Annotated in this window: 12 protein-coding genes; 4 read left to right on the forward strand and 8 right to left on the reverse strand. The window is 71.8% G+C overall.

All coding sequences use genetic code 11. The features are described from left to right. Positions 1-15: 15 nt before the first annotated feature. From whiA to OG407_RS14510, 7 genes are all read right to left on the reverse strand, one after another. Positions 16-1,005, reverse strand: coding sequence for a DNA-binding protein WhiA (gene whiA / locus OG407_RS14480; protein WP_019060506.1), 990 nt, complete (start codon positions 1,003-1,005; stop codon positions 16-18). Beyond that, complete coding sequence (gene yvcK / locus OG407_RS14485) at positions 996-2,063, reverse strand: uridine diphosphate-N-acetylglucosamine-binding protein YvcK (protein ID WP_026150944.1); 1,068 nt, start codon at positions 2,061-2,063, stop codon at positions 996-998. Before yvcK ends, whiA begins: the two co-directional genes overlap by 10 nt. Further along, positions 2,060-3,064: an RNase adapter RapZ gene (rapZ, locus tag OG407_RS14490; protein WP_405858231.1), complete on the reverse strand. Its 1,005-nt coding sequence runs from the start codon at positions 3,062-3,064 to the stop codon at positions 2,060-2,062. Before rapZ ends, yvcK begins: the two co-directional genes overlap by 4 nt. After that, the gene (gene uvrC, locus OG407_RS14495; protein ID WP_405858233.1) at positions 3,061-5,112 is read right to left on the reverse strand and encodes an excinuclease ABC subunit UvrC; all 2,052 of its coding nucleotides are present in this window, start codon (positions 5,110-5,112) and stop codon (positions 3,061-3,063) included. Before uvrC ends, rapZ begins: the two co-directional genes overlap by 4 nt. 110 nt (positions 5,113-5,222) lie before the next feature. Beyond that, the gene (locus tag OG407_RS14500) at positions 5,223-5,894 is read right to left on the reverse strand and encodes a response regulator (RefSeq protein ID WP_405858235.1); all 672 of its coding nucleotides are present in this window, start codon (positions 5,892-5,894) and stop codon (positions 5,223-5,225) included. 473 nt (positions 5,895-6,367) lie between these two features. Continuing rightward, complete coding sequence (locus OG407_RS14505) at positions 6,368-9,037, reverse strand: PAS domain S-box protein (RefSeq protein ID WP_405868405.1); 2,670 nt, start codon at positions 9,035-9,037, stop codon at positions 6,368-6,370. 501 nt (positions 9,038-9,538) lie between these two features. Next, on the reverse strand, positions 9,539-10,936 hold the full coding sequence (locus OG407_RS14510; protein WP_405858237.1) for an extracellular solute-binding protein: 1,398 nt from the start codon (positions 10,934-10,936) through the stop codon (positions 9,539-9,541). 172 nt (positions 10,937-11,108) lie between these two features. Here OG407_RS14510 and OG407_RS14515 point away from each other — a divergent pair, with 172 nt between their 5' ends. Further along, entirely contained in the window at positions 11,109-11,480 is a 372-nt protein-coding gene (locus OG407_RS14515) for a response regulator (RefSeq protein ID WP_403599596.1), read from the forward strand. A 213-nt stretch (positions 11,481-11,693) separates the two neighbouring features. Continuing rightward, positions 11,694-12,641, forward strand: a complete 948-nt coding sequence (locus OG407_RS14520) for a hypothetical protein (protein ID WP_405858239.1) — start codon at positions 11,694-11,696, stop codon at positions 12,639-12,641. Between the two features lie 27 nt (positions 12,642-12,668). Here OG407_RS14520 and OG407_RS14525 read toward each other — a convergent pair whose 3' ends face one another. Further along, positions 12,669-13,091, reverse strand: a complete 423-nt coding sequence (locus OG407_RS14525) for a Rieske 2Fe-2S domain-containing protein (RefSeq protein WP_405868407.1) — start codon at positions 13,089-13,091, stop codon at positions 12,669-12,671. A gap of 217 nt (positions 13,092-13,308) precedes the next feature. On the opposite strand from OG407_RS14525, the gene OG407_RS14530 reads away from it, so the two are divergent. Further along, positions 13,309-14,358 carry a LacI family DNA-binding transcriptional regulator gene (locus OG407_RS14530; RefSeq protein WP_405858241.1) on the forward strand — a complete coding sequence of 350 codons (1,050 nt, stop codon included), beginning with the start codon at positions 13,309-13,311 and terminating at the stop codon, positions 14,356-14,358. Next, the gene (locus OG407_RS14535; protein ID WP_405858243.1) at positions 14,355-15,266 is read left to right on the forward strand and encodes a carbohydrate kinase; all 912 of its coding nucleotides are present in this window, start codon (positions 14,355-14,357) and stop codon (positions 15,264-15,266) included. The genes OG407_RS14530 and OG407_RS14535 overlap by 4 nt, the downstream gene beginning before the upstream one ends. Positions 15,267-15,302: the final 36 nt, after the last annotated feature.

Here is a 15,302-nt window from a genome sequence, read left to right on the forward strand (position 1 = left end):
CGTATTGACGGATCGTCAGCCGACCATGTTGTCGGCCATCTCCTCGGTGATGCTGGACTCCGTGCCCGGGATGCCGAGGTCCTGGGCCCGCTTGTCGGCCATCGCCAGCAGGCGGCGGATACGGCCGGCCACCGCGTCCTTGGTGAGCGGCGGGTCGGCGAGGGCGCCCAGTTCCTCCAGGGAGGCCTGCTTGTGGTCCATGCGCAGGCGGCCCGCTGCTGCGAGGTGCTCGGGGACCTCGTCGGCGAGGATCTCCAGCGCACGCCCCACACGGGCTCCCGCGGCGACGGCCGCGCGGGCCGAGCGGCGCAGGTTCGCGTCGTCGAAGTTGGCGAGCCGGTTCGCCGTGGCGCGCACCTCGCGGCGCATCCGGCGCTCCTCCCAGGCCAGCACCGACTCGTGGGCGCCGAGCCGGGTGAGCAGGGCGCCGATCGCGTCGCCGTCACGGACGACCACCCGGTCCACGCCACGCACCTCGCGGGCCTTCGCCGCGATCGACAGCCGGCGCGCGGCGCCGACCAGCGCGAGCGCGGCCTCCGGACCCGGGCAGGTCACCTCCAGGGAGGAGGACCGGCCGGGCTCGGTCAGCGAGCCGTGGGCCAGGAACGCGCCTCTCCAGGCCGCCTCCGCGTCACAGGTGGCCCCTGAGACGACCTGCGGCGGCAGGCCCCGGATGGGGCGTCCGCGGCCGTCCACGAGGCCCGTCTGCCGGGCCAGCTGATCGCCGCCCGCGACCACCCGGACGACGTAACGGGAGCCGCGGCGGAGTCCGCCGGGCGCCATCACGATCAGTTCGGAGCTGTGGCCGAAGATCTCCAGGATGTCCCGCTTGAGCCGGCGCGCCGCCATCGCGGTGTCCAGCTCCGCCTCGATCACGATGCGCCCGCTCACCAGGTGGAGGCCTCCGGCGAACCGCAGAATGGCGGAGACCTCCGCCTTCCTGCAGCAGGTCCGGGTGACGGGTAGCCGGGAGATCTCATCCTTCACCGCTGCCGTCATCGCCATGGGCCGATCCTTCCATGCATCCGAAAAATACGGTCGTACGCGGCGGCCAACAGCTCCGGGTCGTGCCTTGGAGTTCCGTCGGTCCGGGCCACCGGCGCCAGCTCGACCGCGGCGTCGAGCCGCTTGGCGGCTTCGGTGAGCGACGCACGATCGGGCACGGCGGCCTCGTCGGCCAGCACCACGTCCAGGGCGAGTTTAGGGGCGTGTCGTCCCAAAACCTCCAAATGACGCTGCGGTGAGAAGCCATCGGTTTCTCCGGGCTGCGGCGCGAGGTTCAGGGAGAGCACCCGGCGCGCCTTCGTCTCGGTGAGCGCGTCGAGCAGTTCCGGCACCAGCAGGTGCGGGATGACGGACGAGAACCAGGAGCCGGGACCGAGCACCACCCAGTCCGCGTCGAGCACGGCGGCGACGGCCTCGGGCACGGCGGGCGGGTCGTGCGGCACGACGTGCACGGACATCACCTCACCGGGCGTGAGGGCGACCGTCGCCTGTCCCCGCACGGTGTCGACGTCGTCGGGCCGCGCCGGATCGTGCCCCTTGACCAGGGCCTGCAGCTCCAGCGGTACGGCGGACATGGGCAGCACGCGCCCGTGCGCGCCGAGCAGCTTGCCGACCAGGTCGAGGGCCTGGACGTGGTCACCGAGCTGCTCCCACAGGGCGACGATCAGCAGATTGCCGACCGCGTGTTCGTGCAGGTCGCCCTTGGACTGGAAGCGGTGCTGGATGACGCGGGCCCAGGTCTGGCCCCAGTCGTCGTCGCCGCACAGCGCGGCGAGGGCCTTGCGCAGGTCGCCGGGGGGCAGTACGCCCAGTTCGTCGCGCAGGCGTCCGCTGGAGCCGCCGTCGTCGGCCACGGTGACGACGGCGGTGAGGTCGCCGGTGATGCGGCGCAGTGCGGTGAGCGAGGCGGACAGGCCCATGCCGCCGCCGAGGGCGACCACCTTGGGCTGGGTGCCGCGCCGGCGCGGCTTGCCGCCGCGGGCCTCCACGGGCCTGGTCGTCCGTCCTTCGGGCACCACGCGGCGCAGCCTGCCCAGCCGTGGGCTACGTCCTGTCATTCCCGTCCCATGTCCCGGTGTACGACCACCGTCTCCACGCCCTCGGCCACGAGCCGCGCGGCGAGCTTCTCCGCCGTGGCGACCGAGCGGTGCTTGCCGCCGGTGCAGCCGATCGCGATCGTCACGTACCGCTTGCCCTCGCGCCGGTAGCCGGCCGCGATGAGCCGCAGCAGCTCGGCGTAGCGGTCGAGGAACTCCTTGGCGCCGGGCTGGTTGAAGACGTACGCCGAGACCTCCTCGTTGAGGCCGTTGAAGGGGCGCAGCTCCGGGATCCAGTGCGGGTTGGGCAGGAAGCGCATGTCGGCGACGAGGTCGGCGTCGACCGGGAGGCCGTACTTGAAGCCGAAGGACATGACGGTGGCCCGCAGTTCGGGCTCTTCGTCGCCGGCGAACTGGGCGTCCATCTTGGCACGCAGTTCGTGGACGTTGAGGCTGGAGGTGTCGATGACGAGGTCGGCGTCGCCGCGCAGTTCGCGCAGCAGTTCGCGTTCGGCGTCGATGCCGTCGACGATGCGGCCGTCGCCCTGGAGGGGGTGGGGGCGGCGCACCGACTCGAAACGGCGCACCAGGGCGTCGTCGGAGGACTCCAGGAAGACGATCCGCCGGGTGACGTGCTTCGACTCCAGGTCGGCGAGGGACTCGCGGAGGTTGTCGAAGAAGCGCCGTCCGCGGACGTCGACGACGACCGCGATGCGTGCCACGTTGCCCTGGGAGCGGGCGCCGAGCTCCACCATGGTGGGGATCAGGGCGGGCGGGAGGTTGTCGACGACGAACCAGCCGAGGTCCTCCAGGCACTTGGCGGCGGTGGACCGCCCGGCTCCGGACATGCCGGAGATGATCACCAGTTCGGGGATGGCCGCTTCGGGCACCCCGGGTGTCGTGCTGTCCGTGCTCACCTGTGCTCCGTCGTCCTGGACCTCTTGCTGTGGAGCTTGATCGTCGCCGGTTTCCTTGTGCGTCCGATCTCGGTCCGCTGTGGGCTGCTTCTCTTGTTCGCTCATGTCTCCTGCCCCCGTCGCTCGTCCGGGGCTCCCGCGGGTACGGGCTCCCCTGGGGCACCCGCCGTGGTCCCGGGTGTCCCGTCTTCCATGTCTTCCATGATCTCTCCAGTCGCCGTGTTCACGGCGGGTGCGGCCGGGGCCGCCTGGGCGAGGGCGACCGCGATGGTCTCGGCGGTCTTGCGACCTATGCCCGGAACCTCGCAGATCTGGTCGATTGTCGCGGATCGCAGCTTCTTCACCGAACCGAAGTGCTTGATCAGCGCCTGCTTGCGGGTCTCGCCGAGGCCGGGCACGTCGTCCAGGGGGCTCGCCCGGAACCGCTTGGCACGCTTGGCGCGCTGATAGGTGATCGCGAAGCGGTGGGCCTCGTCGCGGACGCGCTGGAGGAGGTAGAGGCCCTCGCTGGTGCGGGGCAGGACCACCGGGTCGTCGTCGTCCGGGAGCCAGACCTCCTCCAGGCGCTTGGCGAGGCCGCACACGGCGATGTCGTCGATGCCCAGCTCATCGAGGGCCTTCTTGGCGGCGGCGACCTGCGGCTGCCCGCCGTCGACCACGACGAGCTGCGGCGGGTAGGCGAACCGCTTGGGGCGGCCCTCGTCGTCCTTCAGGTCCCTCAGCTCGTCGCCGTCCGCCCACTCCCCCGTCTTCTCCTTCTCGGCGAGATAGCGCCGGAAGCGGCGGGTGATCACCTCGTGCATCGAGCGGACGTCGTCCTGGCCCTCGAAGCCCTTGATCTGGAAGCGGCGGTACTCGCTCTTGCGTGACAGGCCGTCCTCGAAGACGACCATCGACGCCACGACGTCGTCGCCCTGGAGGTGCGAGATGTCGTAGCACTCGATCCTGAGGGGGGCGCTGTCCAGGTCGAGGGCCTCGGAGATCTCCTCCAGGGCGCGTGAGCGGGTGGTGAGGTCGGAGGCGCGCTTGGTCTTGTGGAGGATCAGCGACTGCTGGGCGTTGCGCGCGACGGTCTCCATGAGGGACTTCTTGTCGCCGCGCTGCGGGATGCGCAGTGACACGTTGGCCCCGCGCCGGTCGGTGAGCCACTGCTGGACCGGCTCCACCGGGTCGGGCAGGGCGGGGACGAGGACCTCCTTGGGGACGGAGTCCCCGGTCTCCTCGCCGTAGAGCTGCTGGAGGGCGTGCTCGACGAGGGCCGCGGTGGTGACGTCCTCGACCTTGTCGGTGACCCAGCCGCGCTGGCCGCGCACGCGTCCGCCGCGGACGTGGAAGATCTGGACGGCCGCCTCCAACTCGTCCTCGGCTACGGCGATCAGGTCGGCGTCGGTGGCGTCGGCGAGGACGACCGCGCTCTTCTCCATGGCCTTCTTGAGGGCGTCGATGTCGTCGCGCAGGCGGGCGGCCCGCTCGTACTCCATCTCCTCGGCCGCGTCCGTCATCTGCTTCTCGAGACGGCGGATGTACGTGCCGGTGCGGCCGGCCATGAAGTCGCTGAACTCCTCGGCCAGTTCGCGGTGCTCCTCCTCGGAGACGCGGCCGACGCAAGGGGCGGAGCACTTGCCGATGTAGCCCAGCAGGCAGGGGCGGCCGGTGCGGGCCGCGTTCTTGAAGACTCCGGCCGAGCAGGTGCGGACGGGGAACACGCGCAGCAGGAGGTCCACGGTGTCGCGGATCGCCCAGGCGTGTCCGTACGGCCCGAAGTAGCGGACGCCCTTCTTCTTGTGACCGCGCATCACCTGCACGCGCGGGTACTCCTCGTTCATCGTCACCGCGAGGTACGGGTAGCTCTTGTCGTCGCGGTACTTGACGTTGAACCGGGGGTCGTACTCCTTGATCCAGGAGTACTCCAGCTGGAGTGCCTCGACCTCCGTGGACACCACCGTCCACTCCACCGACGCGGCCGTGGTGACCATCGTGCGCGTGCGCGGGTGGAGTCCGGCCAGGTCCTGGAAGTAGTTCGCCAGGCGCTGGCGCAGGCTCTTCGCCTTTCCGACGTAGATCACCCGGCGGTGCTCGTCGCGGAATCTGTAGACCCCGGGCGAGTCCGGGATCTCTCCCGGCCTGGGGCGGTAGCTGGAGGGATCGGCCATGTTTCACACCCTACTGGCGCGGAGTGACAGCGCGGCGGGGCTGTGGACAACGCCGGACACGCCCGGCGGAACTCTTACCGAAACGATTGTCGGATGTCCGGCCGGTCCTCCTAGCGGGACTCCAGAAACGTGAGAACGGCCAGGACACGGCGGTGGTCGTCGGCGGCTTCCGGAAGGTGGAGTTTGCCCAGGATGCTGCGGACGTGCTTCTCGACGGTGCCCTCGGTGACCCACAGCCGGCGGCCGATGCCGACGTTGGAGCGGCCCTCCGCCATCAGCGCCAGCACCTCGCGCTCGCGGGTGCTGAGGAAGGACAGCGGGTCGTCACGGCGCTGTGCCGAGAACAGCTCGTGCACCAGGGAGGGGTCGACGACCGAGCCGCCCTTGTGGATGCGGTCGAGGGCCTCGACGAACTCGTCGACGACCGTGATCCGGCTCTTGAGGAGATACCCGACCTTGTGTCCGCCGGCCAGCAGCTCCAGAGCCTCCTCGACCTCGACGAACGCGGACAGCACGAGGATGCCGGTGTCGGGATGGCGTTCACGGATCGTCCGGGCCGCCTTCAGGCCCTCGGTGGAGTGGTCGGGCGGCATCCTGATGTCGACGATCGCGAGGTCGGGCCGCTCGGTGTCGACCAGTTCCAGGAGCCGTACGGCGTCGCCGGCCTGGCCCGCGACCTCGTAGCCCAGGCGTTCGCACAGGCTCGCGAGGCCCTCCCTGAGCAGGACGTCGTCATCGGCGAGGACGACCCGTCCCCGCGCGGTCTGCTGCGATGCGTCCATCGTCACGGCTCCCCCTGCCCGACCGGTGCGGTGCGCAACGCACAGACTGCCGGACCGGGTCGGGTACGGCTAGCCGGTAAGGGAATTGGGGGGTGACCGTGAAGACAGGGCGCCGCGTCCGGGCGATTCTCGAAGCAGTACGGATGCGGGCGGACCGGTCACCCGGGCGAGAAGCGACGGGCCCCGGGTCGGAAGGTCGGAAGGGCTGCGGGAGATGCGGCGGACACGGGCGGACAGACGACGGCGGTCGGTCCGTGTCCGCCCGTACGAGGACGACACACGGTCCTTGAAGGACCTCCTTGACCCGCGCGACCCCGGCATCGTCCGCGCCAAGCGCCTGCGTGGCGGACCTTCGGAACGCCCCTGGAGCCGGACGGCTGCCTCTCCGTCCGAGAAGACCGCCCGACGCGTACGCGACGTCACCGAGTCCACGGCTCCCCCGGCCTGGACCCCGTCGCGTACGGCTCGGGCGGTCACCCCTCCGTCCGGGGAAGCGGCAGTCGTACGGTGAGGGTCGTGCCCTCCCCGGGTGGGCTGCCGACGTGCAGCTTGCCGCCGATCGCCTCGACGCGGTCGACGAGTCCGATGAGCCCGGAGCCGCGCCCGAGGTCGGCGCCGCCCACTCCGTCGTCGGCGATCGTCACTTCCAGGACGTCGTCCTCGACCCGCGCCGACACCGCCACGAAGCTCGCGCGCGCGTGCTTGACGGCGTTGGTGAGGCACTCGGAGGTCACGTAGTAGACGGCGACCTCGATCCGCTCCGGGAGGCGGCCCGCGGGCAGGCGCAGGTCGAGTTCCACGGGGACGGCGGAGCGGCGGGCGAGTGCGCGCAGGGCCGGGCCCAGGCCGCCCTTGGAGAGGATCGCGGGGTGGATGCCGCGCGCGACCTGCAACAGGTCGGCGAAGGTGTCGTCCAGGCCCTTGGCGATGTGGTCCAGCTGCTCGGCGAGTTCCTCCGGCTGCTCGTCCAGCATCGACTGGGCCATTCTCAGGTCGAGTTGGAGGGAGACGAGGCGCTGTTGGACGCCGTCGTGCAGATCGCGTTCGATACGGCGTCGGGAGGCGTCCCCGGCGGCGACCACGCGCGCGCGTGACGCGGTGAGCTGGTCGCGGCTGTCGGCGTTGGCGAGGGCGGTGGCGACGAGTTCGGTGAAGTCGGCGAGCCGGGACTCGGTGCCCGGGGGCAGCGGTTCGGTTCCGGCGGCGGCCGCGACGACGGCACCCCACAGCCGGTCGTCCACGACGATGGGGGCGCCCACCGAGCGGCCCACGCGCGCGGGGCGGGCGGTACGCGCCACCTCCGCCGCGGCGGCCGTCTCGGCCTCGGCGGCGGGTCCGCGGGCGGAACCGAGGACGGTGGCGGCTCCGTCGGCGCCGTAGCGCAGGACGGCGGCGGAGCCGCTGCTCAGGACCTTGCCCACCTGGTCGGCGACTTCGGAGAAGATCTCGTGCGGGGGCACCCCGCGTGCGACGAGGGTGGCGACCCGGCGCAGCGCGGTCTGTTCGCGGGCGGCGCGGCGGCTCTCGGTGACGTCGCGCGCGGCGGCGTAGATCAGGCCCTCTCCGGTGACCGGGCGGGCGCTCCACTGGAGCCAGCGTTCGGTGCCGTCGTCCCGGACGAAGCGGTTCTCGAACTCGGCCAGTTCGACGCCGCTCGCCAGCCGGTCGAGGACGGCACGCGTGCGTGCCCGGTCCTCCGGGTGCACGAACTCCAGCCAGGGTCTGCCCAGGAGCGCGTCGGCGGAGTGGCCGAGGGTCCGCTCGAAGGCGGGGTTCACGCGCTTGAAGTAGCCGTCGAGTCCCGCGATGCACAACAGGTCGAGGGAGAGGTGGAAGATGCTCGCCAGCTCCTGCTCGGCCTTGTCCCGCCGCCCCTGCGCGGCGGCGAAGGACGCCATGGTGCCGTTCATGCCGCCGAGCAGCTGCGCCCAGGTCCCCTCGAACGCGGCGACGTCCGCGCGGTGGCCGAGCCGGTTGTCGTCGATCGCCGTGTTCATGGTGTTGATCTCACCGGCGAGCCGTTCGGTGGTGACCCGCAGCTCGCGGAACGTGTCGGCGACGGCGCCGAGTTCGTCCCGGCCCGCGTACCGGATGTCGTACGACAGGTCGCCCTCGGAGAGCGCGCGGGCGCCTGCGGAGACCTCGCCGAGGGGGCGGGTGATCGACAGCCGCAGGGTCAGCGCGAGGACGGTGACGGCGGCCAGGACGGCCAGCGACACACTGAGGTCGCGTGCCTCACGCGCGCGTGCGGTGTCGAGGTCGCGCGCGGCGTCCCGGCCCAGCTCCGCGGCGGCCTGGTGCTGGATGACGCGCAGTGCCTCGATGCGCCGGGTCGACGCGGTCAGCCAACTGGCATAAGTGGGCCAGGAGTTGCTCCGGGCATGCGGGTCGGCGAGGGTCTCGCGGGTCTGGCGTACGACGAGGCCGGGGTGCTGGAGGAGGACGATGTAGAGCCTGCCCTTGAGGGCGGCGGGCGCGGTCCGGTCGAAGTCGTCCAGGAGCGCCTTCTCCAGGGCCGACCAGCGGTCCGTGGCGGTGGCGTGCGGGGCGTCGGGGGTGTCGAAGAGCACGGCCAGTTCGGTGCGTTCGCGTTCGGCGGCCTCGATGGCGTTCAGGAGCGCGATGTGGGCGTCGGCCGCCTGCCCGGAGGTGCGGGTCGGTCGGCCGGACTCCAGGGTGGCGGCCAGCTCCAGGAGGTCGTCCTCGATCGTGTCGTACTGGGCGGCGAGTTGGGGCGCGGTGAGCGAGCCGGTCCCCGACTGGAGCCGCAGGGCGTGCAGTTGGCGGTTCCGCGCGTCGAGCCGGCCAGGGACGTCGGACGGGCCGGTCCAACCGGACGCGCCCAGGAGAGCCGCGTCCAGGGCGTGGTCGGTGGCACGTTGCGCACCGGAGCGTTCCTTCAGGGTCGCCGCTCCGGGGCGCAGCCGGGCCTTGACGGCGGCGATGCGTTCCCCGGCGATGGCGTCGGTCAGCGCGGTGGTCCTGAACGACAGCGCGGTCGCCGTACGGAAGTCCCGCATCGTCTGGGCGTCGCGCCACTGCGAGACGGCGCCGAACACGGTGAACGCCAGCATGCCGGTCACCGGGAGCAGCACCAGGAGCATCAGCTTGCGCCCGACGCGCAGCCGGGCGAGGAAGGGCATCCGGAGGGCGGCACCGGGCCGCGGGCGCGGACGACGGGGGCCGCGCGGGCCGGGGCGGTCGGAGCGCGGACTGCGCAGCTCCGGGAGCCCGGCGGGCGTGGCGAGGTCGGGCTCGGGGCGGAGCCCTGCGAGCACCCTACGGAGCGGGCCCGGAGACAGGGGGCGACGCACGGCGGGCTCTCAGCGGCCGGCGGGTGAGGAGTTCCGATGACGGTCGGTCACGTGCCCAGCCTGCCCCCAATCGGCCATGATCGTCAGGGCCTTGGGGAGGACGGGTCCCTCGGAGTCGGGCACACGCGCGTAGGACCCACCTCGGGCACGTACGCGTAAGACCCACGTCGGGCACGCACCCGTAAGACCCATGTCGAGCACGCGCGCGTGAGGCGGCCCCGCCCCGGGCACGCGCCCGTAGAACCCCTGTCGGGTCACGCGCCCGTAGGACCCCGTCCGGCACCCGCCCGTGGAACCCCGTCGGGCACACGCGCGTGGCGTCCGCTTTCGCTACTTGCTCGGTGGATAGCCGTCGTGCGCCGCGAGGTCGTCGTCGATCTTCCTGGCGGCCTCGTCGAGGGTGGCCTTGACCGGCGCCCGGTTGAAGATGATCTTCGCGAAGGCCCGGGAGAAGGCGTCGGTGATCGCCGGATAGGCGGGCGTCTGCGGCCTGGGGCGGGCCACTCCGTCGCGGAGTTGCTCGATGAAGAGGTGCTCGGGGCCGCCGGGCGCGTACTGCGGCGAGAGCTTGATCGCGCTCTCGGTGGCCGGGATCGCCCCGTTGGCCACGGTCATCCGGTGCACCTGGGCGGGCTGGAGCAGGAAGGACAGGAAGCGCCAGACGGCGTCACCGTCCGCGTTGCCCGCCGGGACGCCCCACTGGAAGGAGCCCATGCCGGTGACGGTGCCCTGGCCGAAGTCGGGCAGCGGGACGATCGCGACGTCTCCGGGGAAGGCCTTGTTGAATTCCGGATAGGTCCAGTGCCCGCACCAGGAGATCGCGCTGCGACCGCTGACGAATGCCTTGTCGTCCTTGACCATGTCGATGAGCCCCGCCTTGGCCCAGTTCTGCATGTCGGTGAGCGCCTTGACCGAACCGGGGCCGTTCACATAGCCGTCGGCGGTGCGGAAGTTCTTGGGCTCGATGAGGTCGCCGCCCGCCGACCGGACCGCGGGCGCGAAGCCGTACGTGTTCCACTCCTGGCCCGGCTGCGAGTAGACGAGCCGCAGGTCGAGGGGTGCTTTGTAGCCCTGGGTGCGCAACTTGCGCAGGATGCCCGTCAGTTCGGCGGCCGTCCAGGCGTCCTTGGGCCCGGTCGGGATGCGTATCCCGGCCTTCTTCATGACGGACTTGCGCACATACAGGCCCATGCCCGAGTCGAAGGTGCCGATGCCCCACAACCTGCCCGCGTAGGTGCCCTGTTGACGGATCGTCGGCAACAGGTCGGCGCGGACGCTCGCGGGCACACAGGAGTCGATCGGCCGGAGCTTGCCCGACCAGGCGTAGCTGTAGAGGTTCGGCCCGTCGAAGTCGAGGAGGTCGGGGAGGTCTCCGCTGGCCGCCGCCGACAGCACCAGGGCGGTGTAGGCGCGGTCCTCCGGGAGGGTGACCAGCTCGACCCGCACCTGCTTCTGCTGCCGGTTGAACTCCTTCACCTGGTCCTGCAGCGTGGTGAACTCGCCGCTCGGGCCCGCGTGGTACCAGACGGTGATGTGCGCGGTGCCGTGGATCTTCCCGTCGCAGGTGGTGTCCTTCAGGGACGCGCTCGCCCCCTTGGCGTCGCTCCCGCCGCCGTTGCACGCGGCCAGCAGCAGGGCCGCGCACACCGCCCAGGGGACCAGGGTCCCGCGAACCCCACCGACCCTGCGGACACCGGGCCACGCGCGCGTGGCACTCGTTCCGTTCATGGCACACCCCCACCCGACCGGACGACGTGGTCTCCCCAGGGCGCCGTCATGCTACCGCCCGTCGCATCCCCATCGCCCTGCGTGCACGAGAACCTTCGGTCGCGGCACGGGAGTTCAGCACTTTCCGGCTAGCTGGAAGGCGCGAGCGGCCACCGGTTGGCAAGCTGGGCACATGTCGCTGCGCTGTCTCCTCGTCGATGACAGCGCCCGGTTCCTGGAGGCGGCTCGCGCCCTGCTGGAACGTGGCGGCGTGGAAGTCGTCGGCATCGCCTCGACGGGCGCGGACGCCCTCTCCCAGGCCCGGGAAAGGGCCCCCGACGTCGTCCTGGTCGATCTCGACCTCGACGGCGAGAACGGCTTCGACGTCGCGCGCCGACTGGTGGGCAACGTACCGGCGGTGATCCTCATCTCGACCCACTCCCGGGAGGACTTCCAGGAACTCATCGCCGCCAGCCCCGCACACGGCTTCCTGCACAAGTCGGCCGTGTCCGCGCGGGCGATCAGGGACGTGCTGGGCGCCGACCGGCCGCCCGCACCACCGTGAGCGCACCCACCGCGACCCGGCCAAGTCACATATGCCTGATGGACGACAGGTGTTGTCGGGACTTGGTCAACACGCTTCAATGCGGGGGAACTCGGGGCGTGAACGACGGCGTACGGATGTGAAGACCCTTCTCCGGCGCCGACGGGGGCCTCGAAGCAACTCGCGTGAACGGCCTGACCAGCCGTTGTGAACATTCACAGAAAGGGCCCCTGCATGCCGCACGCCACACAGCAGGCGGACGTCGCCACCGCGGAACTGGACTTGGCCCTGCGCGGCGGCCCCTTCCACGTCGCGCTGCGCGCCGCCATCGCCGCCCGCGGACTGCCGCTGCAACGCGTCCAGCACCACCTGACGCGCTACGGGGTCAAGGTCGGTGTCACCAGCCTGAGTTACTGGCAGCAGGGCGCCCGCCGCCCGCAGCGCCCCGAGTCACTGCGGGCCGTACGGGCGCTGGAGGAGATCCTCCAACTGCCGGAGGAGTCCCTGATCCGGCTGCTCGCCGAGGCCGAGGAACGCGCCGTGGCGCAGCGCCCGGCGGCCCGCTCGTACCGCTCCTTCGTCGAGGCCTCCGGTGTCCTGGAGCAGCTGCTGGCCGAGCTGGAGGCCTCGCTCGACAGCGGCCTGCACACCTTGGGGCACCACGAGCGCGTGCGCATCGGGCCGCACCGCGAGCTGGTCGGCCGCGAGTCGCACCACATCGTCCGCGCCCACCGGGACGGCATCGACCGCTTCATAGCCGTGCACTACGGAGACCCGGGCTGCGCCCCGGACCGCATGACCGTGCACGCCCTGGAGAACTGCCGCACGGGCCGCGTCCGCCGCCACCACGAGACCGGCATGCTGGTCGCCGAGCTCCTTTTCGGCACCCGGTTGCGCTCCGGAGATACGTTCCTCTTCCGCTACGGCGTCGAGGACGGCACCGCCGGCGTCTCCCGCGAGTACGTCCGCGACTTCGGTATCGCGGGCGGCCAGTACGCCCTCCAGGTGCGCTTCGACGAGAACGCGCTGCCGGTGCGCTGCCACCGCTTCACCCAGCACTCGGCGGCGGCCCCGCGCAGCGGCCGCCAGGAGCTGCGGCTGGCCGGAGGGCACCACTCGGTGCACCTCGTCGAGCCGCGGATGCGGTCGGGGATCGTGGGGATCGGCTGGGACTGGGAGTGAGCCGCCGAGGTCCGGACGCCCCGCGGCTCAGGCGGCCGGCCCCGCGACGATCTTCCCGTTCTCGGCCGTCACCTTCAGCTCCTGCAAGGGCTCGGTGGCCGGCGCCTGCACCACCTTGCCGGTCAGGGCATCGAACTGGCTGCCGTGGCACGGGCAGATGAGGGTCGTGCCGTCCAGCTTGTTGATGGGGCACTGCGCGTGCGTGCAGATCGTGCTGTACGCCTTGAGAGTGCCGTTCGCCGCCCGGCTGACGACGACGTTCTGATCGCGGTACAGCTTGGCGCTCCCCTTGGCGACCTCGCTGTCCGCGCCCAGCTCCACGGGTGCGGTCGGGGTCGCGGCGGCCCCTGAGCCACCGCCCGAGCAGGCGGCGAGTCCGAGCCCGGCGACGGGCGTGAGGGCCGCTCCGCGCAGGACGGTACGGCGGCTCGGGGCGGGGCGGCCGGGCATGGGGGTCTCCAGCTGTTGTTCGGGCTGCTCAAGGGGCACTGCACGGCGACGATACCCGCGCGGTTCCGCCCGCTTTGAGGTGGGTTCACCGGACGGGTGCTCACGGTACGTAAACGTTTGCGCAAGCGTTTACGTCTGGCGGCGGATGGGATACGTTCCCGCCCAGAAGGCCCGCCGCATTTCAGGGCCCGCCGCACCTCGGGGAGGGGGACCCGCGATGGCCACCATGGCCGACGTCGCTCGGAGCGCCGGTGTGTCCGTCGCGACCGTCTCGCACGTCCTGAACGACACCCGTCCGGTGCTGCCGGGCACCCGGCAGGCCGTGCTGACCGCGATCGAGGAACTGGGCTACACCCCCAACACCCTCGCCCGCTCGCTGGTCACGTCCCGCACCCGCTCCATCGGCCTCGCGGTGTCGGCGATCAGCAACCCGTACTTCACGGAGATCCTCCAGGGCGTCGAGGCCGGCGCCCTGGAGCAGGGCTACAGCCTGCTGATCGCCGATCCGCACGACGACCCGGAGCACGAGCGCACGGTCGTCCAACTCCTGCACGAGCGCCGGGTGGACGGCATGATCGTCGCACCCTCGGCGGCCCCGGACGCCCTCGTCGCCTACCTCGGCCGGCACTCCGTACCGACGGTGTTCCTCGACCGGGTGGTCGACGCGCCCTCGGACGACGCGCCGCCCGTCGACCAGGTGTGCGCCGAGAACGTCGAACCGACGGCCCACCTCGTCACCCACCTCGCCGGACTCGGCCACCACCGCATCGGCCTGGTCGCGGGCCTGCCCGGGCTCAGCACCACCCGCGAGCGGATCACCGGGTACCGGCACGGCCTCGCCACCGCCGGACTCCCTTACGACGAGCGGTTGTTGACGTACGGCGACTCCGAGTCGGCCGCCGCCGAGCGGGCCACCGAGAAGCTGCTGTCCCTCGGCGCCCCGCCCACGGCCCTGGTCACCGCCAACAACACGATGACCATCGGCGCCCTGCGCGCCCTGCGCGAGCGCGGCCTGTCCGTCCCCGGCGACCTCGCGCTGTGCTGCTTCGACGACTTCGCCTGGGCCGACCTGTTCGAGCCCCGGCTGACCGCGATCGCCCAGCCCAGCAAGGAGATCGGCGCCCAGGCCGTACGGCTGCTGCTGGACCGGCTTGCCTCCCCGGACCGGCCCGCCCGCGTCCTGCGGCTCCCCTGCGCCTTCGTCCACCGCACGTCCTGCGGCTGCCCCGACCCGTCCGAACAGTCCCAGAAGGGAAACATCTCGTGATCGTCGTAGCCGGTGAGGCCCTGATCGATCTGGTGCCGCAGGGCACGGGCCCCCTCGCCGCCCTGAAGCCTGCGCTCGGCGGCGGCCCGTACAACACCGCCGTCGCCCTCGGCCGCCTCGGCTCCCCCACCGCCTTCTGCTCCCGCGTCTCCGAGGACGCGTTCGGCGAGGCCCTCCTCGCCGGGCTGCGGCAGGCCGACGTGGACGTCCTGGACGTACAGCGCGGCCAGGAACCGACCACCCTCGCGGTCGCCACGCTGGACGCGCACGGCTCGGCCACGTACTCCTTCTACGTCGACGGCACCGCCGACCGGCTCTTCGCGGTGCCCTCCGCGCTGCCCGCCGAGACCGAGGCGGTGTCCTTCGGCACCTGCTCGCTCGTCCTGGAGCCGGGCGCGACCGCCTACGAGGAGTTGATGCGGACCGCCTTCTCACAGGGCGTGTTCACCCTGCTCGACCCGAACATCCGGGCGGGTCTGATCCCCGACGCGGACGCCTACCGGGCGCGCTTCAAGAGCTGGCTGCCGTACGTGTCACTCCTCAAGGTGTCCGAGGAGGACGCGCTGTGGCTGGGCGGCACCCCGCGCGAGTGGCTGGACGCCGGTCCCTCGGCGGTCGTGATCACCCATGGCGGCGACGGCCTCGCCGCGTACACCCAGGACGGCACGGTGTACCCGATTCCGGGCGAGAAGGTCGACGTCGTGGACACGATCGGCGCCGGCGACACCGTCAACGCGGCGCTGCTGCACGGCCTGTCCGCCCGGAACTCGCTGTCCGCGGAAGGGATGGCCGTCCTGGGCCGCGACGGCTGGACCCAGCTGTTGCGGTTCGCGGCGCGCGCGGCGGCGATCACCTGCTCACGGGCGGGGGCGGAACCGCCGTACGCCTCCGAACTGGGCGATCTGTAGCGGGCGTTCGGCGGCGGGCTGTGCTCGCCGCCAAGT

The sequence above is a fragment of the Streptomyces sp. NBC_01515 genome (genome assembly GCF_045040345.1).
Classification (GTDB): Bacteria; Actinomycetota; Actinomycetes; order Streptomycetales; family Streptomycetaceae; genus Streptomyces.